This is a genomic window from Burkholderia seminalis DSM 23518 (assembly GCF_902832885.1).
GTDB lineage: Bacteria > Pseudomonadota > Gammaproteobacteria > Burkholderiales > Burkholderiaceae > Burkholderia > Burkholderia seminalis.
Genome location: NZ_CADFDK010000003.1, coordinates 315,601 through 334,716 on the forward strand (window position 1 = coordinate 315,601; position 19,116 = coordinate 334,716).

At 66.9% G+C, this 19,116-nt stretch carries 16 protein-coding genes and 2 pseudogenes; 7 read left to right on the forward strand and 11 right to left on the reverse strand.

The window, feature by feature from the left end:
* Nucleotides 1–117: 117 nt before the first annotated feature.
* Nucleotides 118–1,014: a LysR family transcriptional regulator gene (locus HWX00_RS12000; RefSeq protein WP_175028205.1), complete on the forward strand. Its 897-nt coding sequence runs from the start codon at nt 118–120 to the stop codon at nt 1,012–1,014.
* Between the two features lie 267 nt (nt 1,015–1,281).
* Here HWX00_RS12000 and HWX00_RS12005 read toward each other — a convergent pair whose 3' ends face one another.
* Entirely contained in the window at nt 1,282–2,298 is a 1,017-nt protein-coding gene (locus HWX00_RS12005) for a 1-aminocyclopropane-1-carboxylate deaminase (RefSeq protein WP_034192147.1), read from the reverse strand.
* A gap of 219 nt (nt 2,299–2,517) precedes the next feature.
* Between HWX00_RS12005 and HWX00_RS12010 the strand changes: the two are divergent.
* Nucleotides 2,518–2,985, forward strand: a pseudogene (locus tag HWX00_RS12010) (Lrp/AsnC family transcriptional regulator); the annotation flags it as partial.
* Between the two features lie 343 nt (nt 2,986–3,328).
* Nucleotides 3,329–4,282: a universal stress protein gene (locus HWX00_RS12015; RefSeq protein ID WP_034192145.1), complete on the forward strand. Its 954-nt coding sequence runs from the start codon at nt 3,329–3,331 to the stop codon at nt 4,280–4,282.
* A gap of 12 nt (nt 4,283–4,294) precedes the next feature.
* Here HWX00_RS12015 and HWX00_RS12020 read toward each other — a convergent pair whose 3' ends face one another.
* Complete coding sequence (locus HWX00_RS12020; protein ID WP_175028204.1) at nt 4,295–6,586, reverse strand: heavy metal translocating P-type ATPase; 2,292 nt, start codon at nt 6,584–6,586, stop codon at nt 4,295–4,297.
* Between the two features lie 228 nt (nt 6,587–6,814).
* Between HWX00_RS12020 and HWX00_RS12025 the strand changes: the two genes are divergently transcribed.
* Nucleotides 6,815–7,432 carry a hypothetical protein gene (locus HWX00_RS12025; RefSeq protein ID WP_175028203.1) on the forward strand — a complete coding sequence of 206 codons (618 nt, stop codon included), beginning with the start codon at nt 6,815–6,817 and terminating at the stop codon, nt 7,430–7,432.
* Between the two features lie 47 nt (nt 7,433–7,479).
* Here HWX00_RS12025 and HWX00_RS12030 read toward each other — a convergent pair.
* Nucleotides 7,480–8,225: pseudogene (locus HWX00_RS12030) on the reverse strand (exo-beta-N-acetylmuramidase NamZ domain-containing protein); the annotation flags it as partial.
* A gap of 313 nt (nt 8,226–8,538) precedes the next feature.
* Nucleotides 8,539–9,015 (reverse strand): hypothetical protein, encoded by a 477-nt coding sequence (locus tag HWX00_RS12035; RefSeq protein WP_034192142.1) that lies wholly within the window; start codon nt 9,013–9,015, stop codon nt 8,539–8,541.
* Between the two features lie 466 nt (nt 9,016–9,481).
* Here HWX00_RS12035 and HWX00_RS12040 point away from each other — a divergent pair, with 466 nt between their 5' ends.
* A complete protein-coding gene (locus HWX00_RS12040) occupies nt 9,482–9,985 on the forward strand; it encodes a lecithin retinol acyltransferase family protein (RefSeq protein WP_175028202.1) in 504 nt (167 codons plus the stop codon).
* Between the two features lie 26 nt (nt 9,986–10,011).
* Here the strand turns inward: HWX00_RS12040 and HWX00_RS12045 are convergent, their stop codons facing one another.
* The 4 genes from HWX00_RS12045 to HWX00_RS12060 form a co-directional block, all read right to left on the reverse strand.
* The gene (locus tag HWX00_RS12045; protein ID WP_069706194.1) at nt 10,012–10,212 is read right to left on the reverse strand and encodes a hypothetical protein; all 201 of its coding nucleotides are present in this window, start codon (nt 10,210–10,212) and stop codon (nt 10,012–10,014) included.
* Between the two features lie 45 nt (nt 10,213–10,257).
* The gene (locus tag HWX00_RS12050; RefSeq protein WP_175028201.1) at nt 10,258–11,535 is read right to left on the reverse strand and encodes a putative glycoside hydrolase; all 1,278 of its coding nucleotides are present in this window, start codon (nt 11,533–11,535) and stop codon (nt 10,258–10,260) included.
* Nucleotides 11,528–12,322, reverse strand: a complete 795-nt coding sequence (locus HWX00_RS12055) for a polysaccharide deacetylase family protein (RefSeq protein WP_175028200.1) — start codon at nt 12,320–12,322, stop codon at nt 11,528–11,530. Before HWX00_RS12055 ends, HWX00_RS12050 begins: the two co-directional genes overlap by 8 nt.
* Nucleotides 12,323–12,440: 118 nt before the next feature.
* Nucleotides 12,441–13,376 carry a 1-phosphofructokinase family hexose kinase gene (locus HWX00_RS12060; protein ID WP_175028199.1) on the reverse strand — a complete coding sequence of 312 codons (936 nt, stop codon included), beginning with the start codon at nt 13,374–13,376 and terminating at the stop codon, nt 12,441–12,443.
* 183 nt (nt 13,377–13,559) lie between these two features.
* Here HWX00_RS12060 and HWX00_RS12065 point away from each other — a divergent pair, with 183 nt between their 5' ends.
* The gene (locus HWX00_RS12065) at nt 13,560–15,350 is read left to right on the forward strand and encodes an adenosylcobalamin-dependent ribonucleoside-diphosphate reductase (protein ID WP_175028198.1); all 1,791 of its coding nucleotides are present in this window, start codon (nt 13,560–13,562) and stop codon (nt 15,348–15,350) included.
* Between the two features lie 52 nt (nt 15,351–15,402).
* Here the strand turns inward: HWX00_RS12065 and ftsH are convergent, their stop codons facing one another.
* From ftsH to HWX00_RS12080, 3 genes are read right to left on the reverse strand one after another with little or no spacing between them, the layout of a single operon-like run.
* Nucleotides 15,403–17,310, reverse strand: a complete 1,908-nt coding sequence (gene ftsH / locus HWX00_RS12070) for an ATP-dependent zinc metalloprotease FtsH (RefSeq protein ID WP_175028197.1) — start codon at nt 17,308–17,310, stop codon at nt 15,403–15,405.
* 33 nt (nt 17,311–17,343) lie between these two features.
* Nucleotides 17,344–17,853, reverse strand: coding sequence for a BCAM0308 family protein (locus HWX00_RS12075; protein ID WP_034192134.1), 510 nt, complete (start codon nt 17,851–17,853; stop codon nt 17,344–17,346).
* Nucleotides 17,854–17,893: 40 nt separating this feature from the next.
* Nucleotides 17,894–18,541, reverse strand: coding sequence for a BON domain-containing protein (locus tag HWX00_RS12080; RefSeq protein ID WP_034192133.1), 648 nt, complete (start codon nt 18,539–18,541; stop codon nt 17,894–17,896).
* A gap of 282 nt (nt 18,542–18,823) precedes the next feature.
* Here HWX00_RS12080 and HWX00_RS12085 point away from each other — a divergent pair, with 282 nt between their 5' ends.
* Nucleotides 18,824–19,012 carry a DUF2964 family protein gene (locus HWX00_RS12085; RefSeq protein WP_034192132.1) on the forward strand — a complete coding sequence of 63 codons (189 nt, stop codon included), beginning with the start codon at nt 18,824–18,826 and terminating at the stop codon, nt 19,010–19,012.
* Nucleotides 19,013–19,116: the final 104 nt, after the last annotated feature.

Genomic DNA, 19,116 nt, shown 5'->3' on the forward strand with positions numbered 1-19,116 from the left:
TCGTGGAAGAGCGGTGTGTTCAACCCTGATGAGTCAAGCGTACGGAACCAAAATGCGCACTACAATTGACTTTTTCGCCTGCCCCGCTTTCCGATAACGCAAACTTGGCGGCCCGTCATGCACAACGCTGCACTCCGATACTTCCTTGCCGTTGCAAACACCGGTTCGCTGAGCGAGGCGTCCGACAAGTTGCACGTTTCGATCTCGGCGATCAGCCGCCAGATCACGAAGCTCGAGGAGGAGATCGGCTGCCCGCTTTTCGAGCGTCAGGCGCGTGGCATGGTCCCCAACAAGGCCGGGGAGCTGCTGGCCGCGCATGTCCGGAGAACCCTGCTCGAAGGTCAGCAGGTGATCGAGGAGATCAAGGCGCTGAACTCATTCGATCGAAGCACCATCCGCGTCTCGGCGTCGGAAGCGTTTGCCCGGGATGTTCTCCCTCGCGCCATCACGCAATTCCTGGAAAGGTCACCCGGTACCTGTTTCGAGGTCGCAGTGACTGCGCCTGGCGATGTGACGGCACACGTACGGAGTGGCGAAGCGGATATCGGTCTGACCTTCGGTGTCGTACGAGAGCCGGAGATCAACGTCGAGTACACGCAAAGCGCGCCCATTTGCGCCGTCGTGCCTCGCACTCACGCGCTGGCCGGGCACGCGACCGTGTCGATGGCCGAGTTGCGGAATTTCCCGATTGCCCTGCTGGACCGCGGCACGACGATCCGCCAACTTTTCGATACGACCGCCAGCCTCGAGAATCTGCTCTTTGAGCCCGTTCTGACCTGCAACAACTCGAGCACGCTGTATGCGTTCACTCAAATGTCCGGTGTGGTGTCGCTGACTAGCCGCATGACGGTGCAGGCACGTCTGACGGCGGACGGCCTGGTAGCAATTCCGATCGATCATCCGGGGATGTCGTTACGCGCGATCCAGATCCAGACGCTGGCCGGACGCGTGTTGTCCACCGTATTGGCGGACTTCGTTGGCGAATTGATCAAGCAGTTGCATACGGCCGAGTAGATACGCGGCGGCTTCGTACCGGCTCGTCGCCACCCAGTGCCGGCATGTCACGAACCGCGGCCGATCAAGAGAACACGAACCTGGGCAGGCCCCGTTGGCGTCTGCCCAGGGACGCGCCTTTCCTTTGGTTACCTTTCCTCGGAAGACAAGGAAAAGTGACCGCCGCCCCGCGTAGGGGCGACGCGAATAGACCGTCAGTCGGTAGACCGAATTGTCTGTATGTCCATCGCTTCCGACTCCATCTTGCAGGCGGAACGCAGCCAAGCCTTAACCGTTCTTGAACAAGAAGCTGTAGGCGTTCAGTGCGGGGACGCCGCCGAGATGCGCATACAAAACCCGGGATCCTTCCGGAAACTCGCCCCGGCGCACCTTATCGATCATCCCGTGCATCGACTTGCCTTCATAAACCGGGTCGGTCAACATCCCCTCGGTCTTCGCGCTCAGTCGAATCGCTTCGAGCGTACCTTCCGACGGGAGGCCGTATTCGGGGCCCCCGTAGCGCGTGTCCAGCACCACATCCGCGTCCTTGATCGGCCGATCGAGTTCCACGAGGTCGGCGGTTTGGCGTGCGATGCGAAGAATCTGCTCACGCGTCTGCTCGGGTTTGGCCGACGCATCGATCCCGATCACGCGATCCGCGCGTCCGTCCGCCGCGAACCCGACGACCATGCCGGCCTGCGTACTGCCGGTCACCGAACAAACGACGATGTAATCGAACTTGAATCCGAGTTCAGCTTCCTGGGCGCGGACTTCCTCCGCGAAACCGACAAACCCCAGGCCGCCGAGCCGATGCTCGGAACAACCGGCGGGGATCGGATACGGCTTCCCTCCCGCCTTGCGAACGCTCTCCATTGCGTCTTCCCAGCTGGGACGAATGCCGATGTCAAAACCGTCGCTGACCAGCCGAACGTCAGCGCCCATCATGCGAGACATCTGAATATTGCCGACGCGGTCATACACGGCGTCCGAGTAGTTGACCCAATTTTCCTGAACCAGCACGCATTTCAGCCCAAGATGAGCCGCGACTGCCGCGACCTGACGCGTCTGGTTCGACTGGATGCCGCCGATCGATACCAGCGTGTCGGCTCCGCTCGCCAGAACGTCCGGAACGATGTACTCGAGCTTCCGCGTCTTGTTGCCGCCGAACGCCAGACCGCTGTTGCAGTCTTCGCGTTTCGCATAGAGATGAACCTTGCCACCCAGCTCGGTGCTGAGACGGCGCAACTCATGGATGGGGGTGGGGCCGAAGGTCAACTTGTGGCGAGGAAAGCGATCGAGGTTCACGGAAGTTCTCCGAAAGATGGGTCGGTGGGTTCCGACGCCTGATGTCGTCAGGGCGACCGGGCACGATGAAATTCTAGTTAATTGACCACGAAACGTGCTTGCAAACATGCGTTCGTTGTCGTGCCTTGAAATGCAATTTCCGCCATCCGTACGAATGGTTATTTTTTTGAATCGATGAAATAGACAACAAAATTTCTCGACAAATCTCACCCCGATGACGCGAGCCGCGTCGCGCTTGACCGTACGGAAAAAGCGATCCTGCGAGCCCTTCAGAAGGACGCATCGATCTCGAACGTTGCGCTGGCGGCGAAGGTGAATTTGAGCGCGCCGGCCTGTCTGCGCCACGTGGAACGACTCAAGAGTCTGGGTCTGATCCGAGGAATCGTCGCGTTGCTCAACGCTCCTGCCCTCGACACAGGCATGGTCGTCCTCATCGGCGTCGTGCTGGATCGGTCGACTCCCGAATCCTTTTCCGCGTTTGAAAAAGCGGCCCAGAACGTATCCGGATGCGTGGAATGCCACGTGGTGACCGGCGAGTTCGACTACTTCATGATGCTGTGCACCCGCGGTAGCGAAAGCTTCAACCGACTCCATGCCGAGCAGCTTCTTTGTCTTCCCGGCGTGTGTCAGATTCGGACTTTCATGGTGCTCAAACAGGTTTTTCCTTCGACCCGGATCGCTATATAGCGGACGAGACAGGCAGCCATTTCCCGCACACCGGGGTGCAACAACCACGGCGGTCGTGCCACGACCGGTTCACCCAGGCCGCACGCCCGTGGCGGAAGCGAAAACACCGTCGCCCCGTGCCGCAGCGAACACGGCATCAGACCGGGCCGCCTGTTGATACAGCGAGCCATTCCGTTTTCGGAACATGACTTGCCGAGGAACAAAAATACGTGTGGTCGAAAACGATGTGGTTCATGTTTCCTTCTGCCCGCAAAACCTTGGCTTGACGAAGGTCAAACCCGTGAAGACCGCCCGTGCGAAAAATTGCATATGCACGATCGCCGGTTGCCCGCGGGAGACATTCATGAGCACCAGCACTTCCCCCTTCCACGCGGCACCCGCTCTCCAGCGGGTGCTGATCGCCGTCGACGGTTCGACGGCATCCGCTCACGCGCTCGCGTATGCCAAAGCGTTCCTCCCGTCGAATGCAGCGGTGCACATCATTAGCGTTGCGGAAAATCCGAGAACGCTCGTCCCGCTCGGATCGAAAACCATGGCGTTCCTCGAATCTGCGCGCGCCGAGTTGCTCGGGGATGCATCTGATACGGTGTCGCGCGCCAAAGCCGCAATGGATCGCGGCGACCTCGTCGTCGACACGGAAGTCATCGACCTCGCCACGCGTGGCGGGGATGTCGTGGATGCGTTGGCCGACAGCGCACAAGCCTGGCAGGCCGACCTCCTGATCGTCGGCACACGTCAGCATCACGGCCTGCTCGGCTGGATCGAAGGCACGGTTTCCGGCCCGCTCGGCAAGCTCGTCGGCTGCCCGCTGCTGATCGTTCCGGACGGTTTCGCGTCGGTTGCCGAACACCTGCCGCGGCGGATGGTGTTCGCCGTCGACGGAAGCGCGATTGCGTTCCACGCATTGCGAACGGGGTTGAAATTCTCGCGACCCGACACCGAATGCCGGGCAATCTACGTGCTCGATCGCCCGACATCGCTGGGTGATTTCGTCCCCGTCGAGACGCTGGAAGGCGCGTTGATCAGCGAAGGCAATCACGTACTGAAAAAGGCCATGACCCTGCTCGACGGCCCACCCGCCGGGCGCGCGCAGTCGCAACTGATTCGAACGGATCGCACCGGTGCGGACGTGCCTCACCTGATCGTGCAAGACGCGCTCGAATGGCATGCGGACCTGATCGTCCTGGGCACCCATGGGCGGCGCGGCGTCACGGGCTGGCTCGTCGGCAGCGTGGCCGGACGCGTTGCACGCATCGCGAAAACGCCGGTTCTTCTGGTGAGTGCGCCGCATGCGTGATGCGTTTCGCCGTCACGCATCCGCTCCGACGGCGTGGAACAGCTCCTCCTCCTGGGCGCAATGCAGGCGCACGATCGCTTCCAGTCCGTACAACAGGCGCTGTATCGCCTGCACCTGCATGGCGTTCGTGCCGTCGCGCGGCAGGTCCGCGACCATCTGCCGGAGCGATCGGACCATCTTGAAGATTTCCCGGTGCGCGCCGCTCATCGCAGCCAGCGGGTCCTCGCCGCCGAGAAGCGGGGCGAGGCGCGCGTAGACGTCCCGATCGTCGGCGCGTTCGTGCGGCAGCAGCCGTTCGTCGAGCGAGTCGATCATCTGGACCAGCTCGCTGGCGACGGCGGCCCCGGATAGTCGCGGCAAGCGATCCGCGAGATCCCTGATCTGGTCCAGCAACGGTGACAATGCCGTGTGCTCGCGCCTGAGCCGCTCGACGTCGGCATCGTCGAGCCGGGCGTTCGTCGGCCTCGGGCGAACCAGCGACACGCGCAACGCATTGACGATGACGACGACGTCGATGACTTCCTGAATCACCGCGCCGGCAATCGGCTGCAGGAATCCGGCCGCCGCAACCATCATCGCGGCGACCGACAGCGACATGCCGGCCACCACGCTCTCGAGTGCGATTCGGCGCGACCGTCGTGCGATACGGATCGCATCCACGAGTCGGTCCAGCCGATCGACCAGCAGTACCACGTCGGCCGCTTCGGATGACGCGGCCGCCCCCCGCGCCCCCATCGCGATACCGACGTCGGCGGCCGCCAGCGCCGGTGCGTCGTTCACGCCGTCGCCGACCATGATCATCACGCCCTCCTTGCGCGCGGCCTGGATCGCGACGAGCTTGTCCGTCGGCGTCTGCTCGGCACGCACGTCGGTGACACCCAGCAACTCGCCGACGGCCTGGGCGATGTCCCGCCGGTCGCCGGTGAGCATGACGAGGCGCTCGACGCCTTCTCGTTTCAACAGCCGCAACGCCCGCGGCGTTTCCAGCCGCACCTGGTCGGCCATCTGGATCGCGCCGATCATGATGCCGTCGACGCCGACGAACACGGCAGCCCCGCCCTCGTTGCCGACCCGCTTGAGGAATGCGTCGCTCCACGGCGCGATCGTCGAACAGGCGGACACATACCCGAACTTGCCGATCGCGACGGTCCGGTTGCCGACCCGGCCCGTCACGCCCTCGCCCGCCGTTTCCACGACGACCGACGGCGGCGACAGATCGATCCGGCGTTCCCGTGCGGCAACCGTCAGCGCATCCGAAATCACGTGCCCCGAAGCCTGGCCCAACGACGCCGCGAAACGCAGCACCTCGACCGCCCCGACGTCCGTCTCGCATTCGATCGCCACGATGCGGGCCCGCCCTCCCGTCAGCGTCCCGGTCTTGTCGAAGAACAGGATCGTCGCTTGCGCGAGGCGTTCCAGCGCGCCCCCGCCCTTGACCAGGATGCCGCGCTTCGAACAACGCGACATGCCCGACACGATGGCGACCGGGACGGCGAGGATCAACGGACAAGGCGTGGCCACGACGAGCACGGCGAGCGCACGGGTGACGTCCCCGGTCAGCACCCAGGTGATGCCGGCGACGAGCAGCGACGCGAGCACGAAGAAGGCGGCATATCGATCCGCGAGGCGCACGGACGGACTGCGCTCGCGCTGCGCGCGGGCGACCATGCGGACGATACCGGCAAACGTGCTGTCGCCCGCCGTCGTGCGGGCAACCATGTCGAACGGCGCGCCGGCGTTGACCGCGCCGCTGCATGCGTTTTCCCCCGAGCGCCGCCGCTGGATGGACGACTCGCCCGTCAGCATGGATTCGTCAAGTTCCGCGTCATCCGTCAACGTGCCGTCGACCGGCACGCATTCGCCGCTTCGTACGAGCAACCTGTCACCGGGAACGAGGGTCTCGACGGCAACGGAACGCCATTCGCCGTTCTCGAACCGGGTTGCCTGCCGGGGCGCGCGAGCGAGCAGCGCGGTCATCTCGCGTTGCGCGCGGTCTTGCGCATACCGCTCCAGCGTCCGGCCGCTTGCCAGCATCAAGGCAATGACCGCGGCAGTCAGGGTCTCGTCGAGCGCGATCGCCAAACCGATCGCGAGCCACGCCAGCACATCGATGCCGGCTTGCCGCCTCGCCACGGCCCTGCCAACGGATACCGTCAACGCGAACAAGACCGGCAGCGCGCCCAGCAGCCAGACGACGCGTGCGAACGAAGGCAGGCCGAACGCAATGCACGCGCCTCCTGCAGCGAGCGTGACGGCCGCCAGAATCAGCAACGCAAGATCGATCGACCAGGGAATGCGCGACATGACGATTGTTCCGATCGCCGTGCATGGAGGCGTTCACTGCATCCTGTTCAGGTTGCAGACGGCGTGACATCAGTCTAGGGAGCGTCGCGGTTCGACCGTTGACATGGGTCAGCACGATGCGCGTCCCGCGACATGCCGGCACGGCGCGTTGCTTGACGTGAGTCAAGCCGCCGGCCCCTTTCGTCAGCAAAATTGAACCGTGACACCGGATGGCCTGGAATCGAAATCGTGCTGACGCTGGCTATACTTTTTCTGCTGATTCTTCTGCTGAATCTCATGCCTGCGTTCGCCCCGCCTACCTGGATGGCGATGTCGTGGGTCGGGTTCAACCTGCCGGACGGCAATCCGTTGATCTTTGCCATCGTGGCGGCCGGCGCGGCAACGACCGGCCGCGTGATTCTGGCGACCTTCGCACGATCGCTCGTCCGCTCCCGCTGGATGCGGGAATCGGATCGCGAAAATATCGACGTCGCCGCACGCTGGCTGAGAAGGCACCGAACGCTCACCACCGGCGCGTTCTTCTTCTATGCGTTGAGCCCGCTTCCGTCGAACTATCTGTTCATTGCGTACGGACTGTCCGGGTTGCCGCTCAGGATCATCGCGGCGGCCTTCTTCTTCGGCCGCGCGACGACCTATGCGATCTGGGCGCATCTCGGCCGCTTCGCGTCGACCCGGCTCGACGTGGAATCCGAACTTGAAGGCACTTATCTCGGCGGATACTTCGTCGTCACGCAACTGGTGTTGCTGGGTCTCGTGTTCGTGTTGATGAAGCTCGACTGGCGCGCGCTTTTCAACGAACGCCGGTTGACGTTTCGGCGCGGCCATCGCCCGCGCAGCTCCGGTTGACATCGCAGGCAGACTTGCCTGCCCATGCCGCGGCAGGCGTTCCTGCCTCAATACAGCAGGAACGACGCCCGCTCGCGCGCGAAAGCGGCGTTTTGCGCCTCGACCACGCGTTCCATCTCGTCGAGCGACCGCCCGCCTCCAGCATGTCCGCCACCTCGCGCGAGCCGATCGATGCGCGGATCGCGTCGATCCGGAACTGCACCGGGTAACGCCGGTGCAGCGCCAGCGCGAGTGCCAGCCCGATCACGCCCGGCCGTGCCGGGCCCTGCGGCCGTTCGATGCGCACGCCTTCGCATATCCTGCCGCGATGCGGCTCCTCCGTCGGCACGAAGCGTACTGGCGAGAACGTCGCGTCCAGCCGCATCGCGCGAAGATCGTCGGTGAGGACGTGCCCATCGATCCACGGCGCGCCGACCACGCCGAACGGTGTCGCGGTGCCACGCCCGACGCTGACCGCCGCCCCTTCGACGAGCCCTGTCTCCGGGTAGAGCGACAGCGCGGCGTCATCGCGCAGGTTCGGCGATGGCGGCACCCGGCCGGGCCCGGTGTCGTCGAAGCGCATCGCACGGGCGTAGTTCGCCATCAGCACCACGGTCAGTGCCGCGCCGGTATGCAGGCGGTCGTTGAACAGCCGCGCCAGTTCGCCGAGCGTCATGCCGGGCTGAAGCGGCAACGGGAAGTACCCGGTGAACGTGGCCGGCCCGGCATCGGCCACGGGGCCGCCGAACGTATCGCCGCCCAGCGGGTCCGGGCGGTCGAGCACAAGCACCGGGCGATGCGCGGCGGCGCCCGACACGACGACCGCACCGGCAAGACGGCCGTCGGCGATCTCGGCGGCGATCGCCTCGTCGATCGTTGCGGCCGTGCCGGATTCCGCCCGCACGTCGGCCGGGGCAAGCGCGAACAGCAGCGCGCCGGTCAGCGCAGCGGCGCAGCGGCGCAGCGGCGCGGCGGCGCAGCGGGACCGTAGCGATCGAGCCGGTTTCACCGCATCCATTTCTTCGTGCCGACGAAACCGGCGCTACCGCGTTCGGCACCGAAATCCGCGACGCCGACGGCGCGCACGCCGCGCATTGCCGCTTCGCCGGTCGCGATCGAAAGTACGGCTAGCGCGCCGGTTGCTGCTGCGATCCGGCACACCCGCTACACAGACGCATCGCCCCTTGCCGTTCGGGGTCGTGCCAGTAGAAGCGCACGTCGACGGCGCCGCGCGCCGGTACGACGACGTGCCGCACCTCCTGAACGCCCCGGTCGTGCGCGGACACCGTATATCGCCCCGGCGGCACGCGGGCGAACAGGAACGGCCCGCTCGTATGCGCGTCGAGCATCGTCGACTTGCCGGACGACAGCGTGACGTCGACATCGGAAAGATAATGGCCCCGCTTCGAGGCGAACGTGATCCGCAGGTTGTATCGCGGTGCGACGTCGCGAAACGCGGCGACCTCGTCCTGACCGATGCCGCCGGTGACATAAGCGACGCCGTTGCGCACGATCGGCTCGGGCGATGTTTCAGCCAGCGCGTTCGCCACGAGATTCAGCAGGCAGGCTGCCAGCAGCAGCCTCTTCACGGTTCCGGTCCACATCTTCACTCTCCTGATCGAGCACGCAGGGCTGCCATGCCGCCCGTCCGGTCGCGGAACGGGGCGCGTGCGGTGACGTCGCTCGGGCGAGCCGACGACGCTGTCAGCGTCGCGCGGAACGTCGATTTCCCGTTGACTCAAGTCAAGTGCGCGTCTCTCGAAGCCGGGTGATGCGGGACGGGCGCGCGAGACGGTCATCGCGCCCGACCCGCCCCGAACGCGCGGCAAACCCGAAAACTCGGGGAAACAGCATGCGGACGGCGCAATCGTCCGTGACGGCTGTCAGCCGATATTGCAGGGCTCGTCGGAAATTTCCGACACGGCGGCCCGACGTCGGACAGCAAGCTCAGGCCACGCTGATTGTTCCGCGAAGCGTTGCTGCCAATACTGGAAACGTGACAGGACGCAATGCTTTCGCGGCCGGCGCCTGGTTCTTCCACCCCGCCGCCGCAGGACCGAGGAGCTGGCGATGATGGATCCGACCGCAGCACGCGCCGACGACGCCATGCCGGATGGCGAACCACCGGTCGGTGCGCACCTCGCGACCCGCCGCCCCGGTTACGTGCATCACGGGATCTACATCGGCGACGGCAACGTGATTCATTACGCGGGATGGTCGCGCCGTGCGAGCGGCGGCCCGGTCGAGGTCGTCACGCTGGACGGCTTCCGGGCCGGTTTCGGGCTCGCGGTCATCCGCCACGCGCGCACGCCGTACGACGGAACGGAGGTAGCGCGCCGCGCGGCATCGCGCCTCGGCGAATGCCGCTACCGGCTGCTCACGAACAACTGCGAGCACTTCTGCCTGTGGTGCCTGTTCGGTGTGGGGAGAAGCGAGCAGGTCGCGTCGTGCCTGCGCAACCCGGTGCACGGCATCGCGGTCGCCGTCATGCTCGCCGCGTGCATGCTGGCCGCGCGGTGGCATCCGGCGATGACCGCGCGCGAATGTCCGGTGCGGTGTACGGCCCAGTTTTGACGGCATGGCGGTCGTGCAGCCACGCGTCACGTTGACCCGCGCGAGCGCCCGCGCAAGTCGGCGCGCGCATCCCCCCACCGTTTCGCCCGCGCGATCGCGATGCGGCTCGCGCTGCCTTCGGTCCGCCCCTGCCGCAGCAGCGCACTGGCCATCTCGATCGCCTTGCCGCGAACCGGCGGCGGCAGATGCCGCATCGAAGGCGGATAACGTTCGTCATTCCACCGCATGATCGATTCGTCTCCTGAACATTCGCGCCGCCTTGCCCGTGCCGCTCAGCGCGGCAACGCGGCAGGATCGTAGCGATTGCGCGGGTTCCACAGCATCCAGCCGTCCGTGCCCGCCGCGTCGGCCGCGTCGACCTGTGCGCGGATCTCGTCGGCATCGAACGGCCGGCGATCGAACGCATAATCGCGAAACGCCTGGAGCCACGGCCGAAACCGGACATCGCCCAGGCCGGTCCGGCGCTTCGCCTCGGCCAGCGACCGCGCAACGATCTCGCCGGGATGCTCGGTCGGCTTCCGGCAGCCGGGCAGGCCCCACGTAAAGCCGGACGGATACAGCATCGGCGACACATAGTCGACGACCGGTCCGAGCGCGTCGAGCCGCTGCCCGATCGCGGTGTCGTCGGCGTTCCAGCAGACGTACCCGAAGATGTCGGCCGACACGTAGAGGTTGTACGGCCGCAGCCGTTCGCGCGCGCCGGTCAGGAATCCGGTGATCGCCGCGACCCGGTTGGCCTCGGTATTAGGCTCGGCGAACCGGAGACCGTTGGCGTCGGGGAAACGCAGGTAGTCGAACTGGATTTCGTCGAAACCCATGCGGGCAGCCTCCTCGGCGATATCGTAATTGTGTTGCCAGGCCGCCCGCGACGTCGGGTCGATCCAGCGCTGATGCTCGCGGTCCTGCCAGATCCCGCCCGCCGCGTCGCGCACGGCCCATTCGGGATGCGCGCGCGCCAGCGGGTCGTCCTTGAACACGACGATGCGGCCGATCACGTAAAGACCGCGCGCGTGGAACGTCCGCAACAGGTCCGGCAGATCGGGCGGACGAACGATGGCACCTTCGGTATTGCTCGCGGCACCGGAGATGTCGCGCGCCTGGCTGCGATAGGGCGTCACGCCGCTGTCGCCCTTCACGTCGACGACGAGCGCGTTGATCGCCGTCTTGTCCTGCAGGGACAGCGCCGCGTCGCGCAGCGTGTGGTCCGCCACGCCGTAGGCGGACAGATACACGGCTTTCGGACGCACCGGCGTCATCCGGATCGTCTGCGCGCCCTCGGCGGGCGCGAGCGTCGCTTCGGTTCGCGCGTAGCCGGGCGCCCGCACGCTCACGCGTGTCCCCGCCGCGTCGATCTCCAGTGACAACGCGCCGTCGCGATCGGCGGTCCGGTTCGCGCCCGCCGCATGGCCGATCGCGCCCGCCGCATGGCCGATCGCGCCCGCAAGCGGCTGCCCGTTCGCGGCATCGACGACGGTGATCGTGACGGGCGCCGCCCGGGCGGCGAAGCCGGCGAGCGATACGAGCAGGCAGACGATCAAGCGTTCAATCACGGTTTCCCCCGGCGGTTCTCAACAATCCGTTCATGCACCGTGTGTCGCAGTCGTCCGTCATCAGATAGCGCGGCAACGCCATTGCCGGGTCGGTGACGCGCACGGGGCGCGCGTCGAGCGTGAACGCCGCGACGTAGCCTTCGCGGGCGGCCAACTGGTCGGTCTGCGCATCATGGACGCCGAACGGCCAGGCCAGCAGCCTCACCGGCTTACCGGTTTCCGACTCGAGTCGATCTCGTGACCGGATCAACTGGAACGACACGAAGCGCCGGTAGTCGTCCGGCGTGAGCCGGGCACGCTCGGTGTGGAAATTCGGATGCCAGTACGTATGGGACTCGATGTCGAACCCGCCGGCCTGCCCGAGCGTGCGCAGCTGGTCCCATGTCATCGCGTAGCTGGCGTTGGAGATGGCGGACGGATAGATGAACAGCGTGACCGGCATCGGACGGGCGGCCAGCAACAGACGCAGCATGTCGTAGACGGAGCGATGACCGTCGTCGACCGTGATCGCGACCGCACGCGCCGGCACGGCATCGGCCTGGCCGCCGTGCCAGCGCACGACGTCGGCAAGCGGCACGATGCGGTAGCCGTTCGCGTCGATTGCCTGCAGCTGATGGCGAAAGGTTTCGGTACGCACCGTCATCGAATCCAGGCGCGTGGCGGCGAACCGGTGATAGACGAGGATCAGCACGCGCGGCGGTGGCGAGTCGACGGTTGCGACGTCGGCGGACGACACCGCCGACACGCACGACAGCAGGAGCAGGCAGGCGATCGAGCGAACGGCCATGGCGGACCTCGTGGAATGGCTGCCCCATTTTTCGCGATCGCGGCGCGAATACCGCTGAGCCAGATCAATGATCGATCGCGCATCGACGCGATCGTGCTTGCGTCCAGCCGGCGAACCGTCAGCTTGCCTGCGCAACCAGTTCGGCATGAATCCGCTCGATGTCGTCGCGGGTGCACAGCGCCGTCCCCGGATGCTCGACCGACGCGGACGATGCCGCCAGCGCGTAGCGGCACGCGTCGTCGAACGGCACGCCGCGCGCCAGCGCCCAGACCATGCCGCCGACGAAACTGTCGCCGGCGCCGACCGTGCTGCATACCGCCGTCGGCCTGGCGGGCAGGCGCAGCGTGCGGTCGCGCGTGACGACCCAGGCGCCGCGCGCACCGAGCGTCAACGCGACGATGTCGGCCTGGCCTCGCGCCACGAGTTCGCTCGCCTTGCGGCAGGCCGACGTGTCGTCGAGCGGTTCGCCGGCCAGCGCGCTCAGTTCGCCGAGACTGGGTTTCACGAGATGAACGCCGGCCTCGAGGGCCGCTTGCAGCGCGCGGCCCGCCGCATCGACGACCACCCTGCTTCCCCGTGCCCGGGCCGTTCGCGCGAGCGTCGCATACAGGTCGTCGGGCGCGCCGGGCGGCAGGCTGCCGCTCAGCACGAGGTAGCGCGGCGCGGGATGCACGGCGTCGATGCGGGCCGCGCAGTCCCGCCACTCGGCCTCCGTGACCGGCGGCCCGGGCATCAGGAAGCGGTATTCGCGTCCGGTCGCGGTCTCGGTCACGCACACGTTCTCGCGCGTCTCGCCCGCGATCCGGATGCGCACCGCCGGCAGGCGCTCCGCTTCGAGCAGCAGCGTCAAGACGTCGCCGGTCGGCCCGCCGGCCAGGTACAACGCGACGCAATCGCCGCCGAGCCGGTGAACGGTCCGGGCGACGTTGATCCCGCCGCCGCCGGGGTCGCGCCGCGGCCGTGCGCAGCGCAGCTTGTGGGTATCGACGATGTGCTCGACCGACGTCGAGACATCGACGGCCGGATTCAGCGTGACGGTCACGATATCGGTCATGGCAGGTTGCTCGTAGTCGATGGCAGGCGCGCAGGATGTCGGCGTGGCTCCACGTTACGTCCGACGCCGGTGACGGCGTTGACCGCCATCAAGCGGTGCCGCGAAAGCGCCCGGTTGCGCTCGATCAACGGCACGGCCGGGCAGGCGCCTACATTGAATCATTCGTTGTCGCCGAGCCCCGCCATGGATGAGCAGCCGCTTTGCACCACCGTGTTCGCCGAACGTTATGCGCAGCCCGGCGAAACGTCTCGCGCGGCCGTCTTCCGTCGGGTCGCGCATGCGCTGTCGCTCGCCGAGCCGACCGGATTGCGTGCGCAGATGGAGCAGGCGTTCTTCCGGAACCTGCAGCACGGCGCGATCGGCGCCGGCCGCATCCTGGCGAACGCCGGCGCACGGACGGGCGGGACGATGATCAACTGCTTCGTCCATCCGCTTGCCGTGTCGCCCGACCGGCCGGTGCAGACCGTCGACGCCGCGCTCGAGCAGGCGCTCGACGACGCGCGGCTCACGCTGTTGATGGGGGGCGGAATCGGCTACGACTTCTCGCCGGTGCCGCCCGCCGGTGCGTACGAACGGCGCCTGTCAGCCGAACGAGGGGCATGCGCGGCCATCGACCGCTTCGATGCCATGTGCGGCGCCCTGCCGTTCACCGGCCCGCGCCGCGGCGCGCAAATGGGCGTGCTGCGCTGCGATCATCCGGATCTCCTCGCGTTCGTCGCCGCCAAGCGCGCACGCATGCGCTGGCCGACGTTCAACCTGTCGGTCGGCATCACGGACGCGTTCATGGAAGCGGTCGCGCACGATCTGCCCTGGGCGCTCGTTCATCACGCGCCGCCCCGCGCCGCATCCGGTGCATCGATCCGGCGGCTGGATGGGCGCTATCTTCATGCAACGGTGCCGGCCCGCGCGCTCTGGCACGAGATCGTCCATGCCGCACGCGACAGCGCCGAACCCGGGTTGCTGTTTCTGGACACGATCCGCGAGGCGAATCCGATGCGCGCGCACGAGCGGATCGACGCGACGAATCCGTGCGGCGAGCAGCCGCTGCCGTCCTACGGCAGTTGCGTGCTCGGACCGATCGACCTGTCGCGGTTCGTCTCTCACCCGTTCGGTGTCGACGGCAAACCGCGCTTCGATGCCGCGGCGCTCGCCGACGCGGTGCGCATCCAGGTGCGCCTGCTCGACAACGTGCTCGACCTGACCGCGTGGCCGCTCGCGGCGCATGAACGGGAGGCGCGCCGGATGCGGCGCGTCGGCGTGGGCGTCACCGGGCTGGGCGACGCGCTGACGATGCTTCGGTTGCGCTACGACAGCATCGACGCGCGTACGGTGGCGGCCGGCATCGCGCGGACGATGCGCGAGCATGCGTTTGCCGCGTCCGCTGCGCTTGCCGCCGAGCGCGGCGCATTTCCCGCCTACGATCCGGCCGCCTATCTGAGCGGCCCCGCGTACCGCATGCGCCTGCCGCTGAAGGTCCATCACGCGATCGCGCGGCACGGGCTGCGCAACAGCCATCTGCTGTCGTTTGCGCCGGCCGGCAGCGTGAGCCTCGCCTTCTGCGACAACTGTTCGAACGGGATCGAGCCGGCCGTCGGCTGGACGCAGCGCCGCATGGTGCGCACGGCGGACGGGCGGATCCGTCCGTTTCGCGTGGAGAATCACGCTTACCGGCTGTTTCGCGAGCGGCACGGCGAGCACGTCGCGTTACCGGACTACTTCGTCACGGCGGCGGATATCGCACCGGCCGATCACGTCGCGATGCTCGCCGCATTGCAGCCGTGCGTCGACGCCGGCATCTCGAAGACCGTCACGATGCCCGGCCAGTGTTCGCTCGCCCAGGTCGATGCGCTGTTCTTCCAGGCCTGGCGCGACCGGCTCAAGGGCATCACCGTCTTCCGCCCCGATCCGCAGCTTGCGTCGGTCGTCGCGGATGACGCCGCACGACCGTGCAACGCCGTCTGCATCAGCTGTTGACCGGCACCATGGCCGACGGCAGGCGTCCGGCGTCGTTCCGGCGCTCGATCGCTCAGGCGGAGACGTCGTTGACGGCTTCCGTATCGGCTTGCGCCGGGCGGTGCTCCCCGTCGCCATCGTCCGGCGGCCCCATGAGGGCCACCAGCCTGTCGTGATCGATCGATTCGTGCTGCAACAGGCTCTGCGCGATCCGTTCGAGCGCATCGCGACGCGCGCCGAGCGTCGCCGCAACCCGCGCATGCGCGTCCTCGAGCAGCGCGCGCACTTCCCCGTCGATCAGTTGCGCCGTGTGCTCGCTGCAGCGACCGTCGCCCGGCGTCCACACGCCGGGCGACCCGCCCGGCGATGCCGCGTCGTCGAGCGTCATCAGGCCGATCGCGTCGCTCATCCCGTACTGCATGACCATGTGCCGCGCCAGCGCGGTCGCGCGTTCGAGATCGTTCTGCGCGCCGGTCGAGACGTCGCCGAACGCGATTTCCTCGGCCACCCGGCCGCCCAGCAACACGTCGAGCCGGTCGAGCAGTTCGCTCCGGCGCAGCACGTAGCGATCCTCGGTCGGCACTTGCTGCGTATAGCCGAGCGCCGCGATGCCGCGCGGGATGATCGACACCTTCTTCACCGGATCGCAGTGCGCACGGCTTTGCGCGACGAGCGCGTGCCCTGCCTCGTGGTAGGCGATGGTCCGCTTCTCCTGTTCGTTCATCACGCGGCTCTTGCGCTCCATGCCCGTCATCGCGCGATCGATCGCCTCGTCGAAGTCGGCCATGCCGATCGCTGGCTTGCCGAGTTCGGCCGCATGCAGCGCGGCTTCGTTGACGACGTTCGCGAGATCGGCGCCGACGAAGCCCGGCGTGCGCGACGCCAGCTCGGCCAGATCGACTTCCGGCGCGAGTTTCACGCGCTTCGTATGCACGGCCAGGATCTGCTTGCGTCCGGTCAGGTCCGGCCGGTCGATCGCGATGTGGCGGTCGAACCGTCCGGGGCGCAGCAGCGCCGGATCCAGGATCTCCGGCCGGTTGGTCGCGGCCATGATGATGACGCCCGAATTCGCCTGAAAGCCGTCCATCTCGACGAGCAGCTGGTTGAGCGTCTGTTCGCGCTCGTCGTTGCCCGACATCAGTCCGACGCCGCGCGCCTTGCCGAGCGCGTCCAGTTCGTCGATGAACACGATGCACGGTGCCTTCTGCTGCGCCTGCCCGAACAGGTCGCGCACGCGGGCCGCGCCCACGCCGACGAACATCTCGACGAATGCCGACCCGCTGATCGTGAAGAACGGCACGCCCGCCTCGCCGGCAACGGCACGTGCCAGCAGCGTCTTGCCGGTGCCCGGCGCGCCGACGATCAGCACGCCCTTCGGAATCTTGCCGCCGAGCCGCTGATAACGTTCGGGGCTGCGCAGGAACGCGACGATCTGCTGCAACTCGGCCTTCGCCTCGTCGATACCCGCGATGTCGTCGAACGTGATGCCGGTTTCCTGCTGCACGTACACGCGGGCCTGGCTTTTGCCCATGCCGCCCAGGTCCCTCATCCCGCCCGGCCGCCGCATCATGAAGTTCCACACCAGCAAGAACATGATCATCGGAAACATCCACGTCGCGAGCGTCGCGATCCAGCCCGAATCCGGCATCCCGCGATAGCGGATGCCGGCGGCGGTCAGCGCGGCGACCAGATGATCGTCGCCGACGCGGTTCGTCGTGAAGCGCCACGGCGGCCCGGCTTGCTTGACGGCGACCGCGTCGGAAGCCGGCAGCAGCGCGCCGGCTTCAGGCATGCGCAGCGCACCCGCGATCGACGACTGACCGATTTCGAGCTCGTCGACGAGCCGCGCGTCGACCAGCCGATGAAAATCGCTGTACGAAATCGATGTCGTCGCCGGCTGGGCCATCAGCAACTGATAGGCGATCAGGATGGCGAACGCGATCGGGATCAGCAACGCGGAGTAGTCGAATGGCTTCTTCATGACGTCGCGCCTGTGCGCCGGACTCGCGACCGCTCAAGCCGCGTCACGCGTCCAGCTCGCGCGCAGCAGGTCCTCGCTGTCGCGATAGTTGAATGCCAGCGCGCCGTGATGCGCATGCAGCAGCGCCTCGCCCATGCGCCTCACCACGTGCACGCCGGTGGTTCGAATCACGAGCGTGTCGCCGGATTGCTCGATCTCCATGATGCGTTCGAGCGCGTGCTCGCTCATTTCCAGACCGGCTTGCCGCTCGAGCAGTTCGAGGATCGCCGAGCGATGCTTGCGCATGTATTCGCCGCGCAGCACCAGTTCGCCCGCCGGCGCGTTTTCCCGCATGCGCTTGCAGGCCGGGCATTCGAGCTGACGCCGGTCGAGCGGCGTCGCGTACCAGGTCCAGCGGCCGGCATCGCAGACGGCCCCGCATCCGTCGCAGATCCGGTCGCCCGGCGGCCGTTTCGGCTCGCGGTAACTGTCCTTCGTGTGCGGTTGCATGCGCTTGTCGCGGCGCAAATAGTGGCGGCCGGGGCCGGAATGCGAGCGATTCATGGCTGCTTCTCCGTGGTAATGGACCGTACGGGCGCGACGCTCACGCGACGGTCAACCGGTCGACGACCTCGCGCACGCCCCTGACCGACGCCGCCGCGCCGCACGCGGCGCGTCGTTCCGCCAGCGACGCGACCGTGCCCGTCAGCGTGACGATGCCGTCGTCCGCATCGATCGAGATCCCGGCGGATTCGCGCTGCGCGCGACGGGCCAGTGCTTCGGCGATCCGGGTGCCCACGTCGGGCACCGTATGGTCGGCGCGCACCCGAATGCGGTTCGCGACACCGACGACGCCTTTCATCCGGCTCACCATCTTTTCCGCTGCGCGGCTCTGGTATGCATGATCGACCTCGCCGTCGAGCGTCACGCAGCCGTGATCGACCTCGACGCGAATCGCGTGATCGCGCAATGCCTCCTGCCAGCCGAGCGCGAACGTGATCGCGATCGCCAGTTCGTGGTCGGCACAGGCATCCTCCGGCGGCTCGACGTTCAGCTCGAGCACCAGCGCGCGCGCATCCGCGACATGCAGCGCGGTTTTCTGCGCCTCGAGTTTCTGGGCCCAGCTGTCGACCGTGCCGCGCAGCGTCACGATCCGGTCGCGTACGTCGACGTCGATCCGGCGCGCATCGATCGCCGGATTCCAGAACAGCGCCTGCTCGACATCCTGCTTGAGTGCTGCATCGGACTTCATGTCGGTCTCCCGTCCGGGCGCGTGCCGATCGCGAAGCGTGCGACCGGAAGCGTGCCGTACCCGATTCAGCATCGCGCATGGCGGCGCCGGCGGCTTGACGAGGATCAATCAACCGCGGGCTTGCCGGCACGGCGCGCGCATGCGTCACCGCTGAATTCGTCTGTTGATGCAGATCAACGGTGCGCCGCGGCGCGACTCGATCATGACCGGAGACGCCGCGAACGCCGCGACAACGCCGGCAGGTCGCGTCGAGAGGGTAGAACCGCTTCCCGGGAGACCGTCATGAACCGAAAGCAGTACCGCATCGCACTCGCGACGCTGAGCGTGTTCATCGCGCTGGCATCGCTGGCCGGCATCGTGCACGGCATGCTGTTCGACGAACGGGTGTTCAGGTATTCGATCGTCACGTTGATCCTGAGCATCCTGTCGTTCGTCGTGCTGCTGAATCTCGCGCCCGGCGACCGCCTGTAAATGGCGCATCGGCCGGACGATCTGGCGCTTGCCTGTCAAGCGAGGGTTCACTCGAAACGCATTACAGCGGCAGTGATGCAGATCAAGGGGGCGCGCGGCAATCG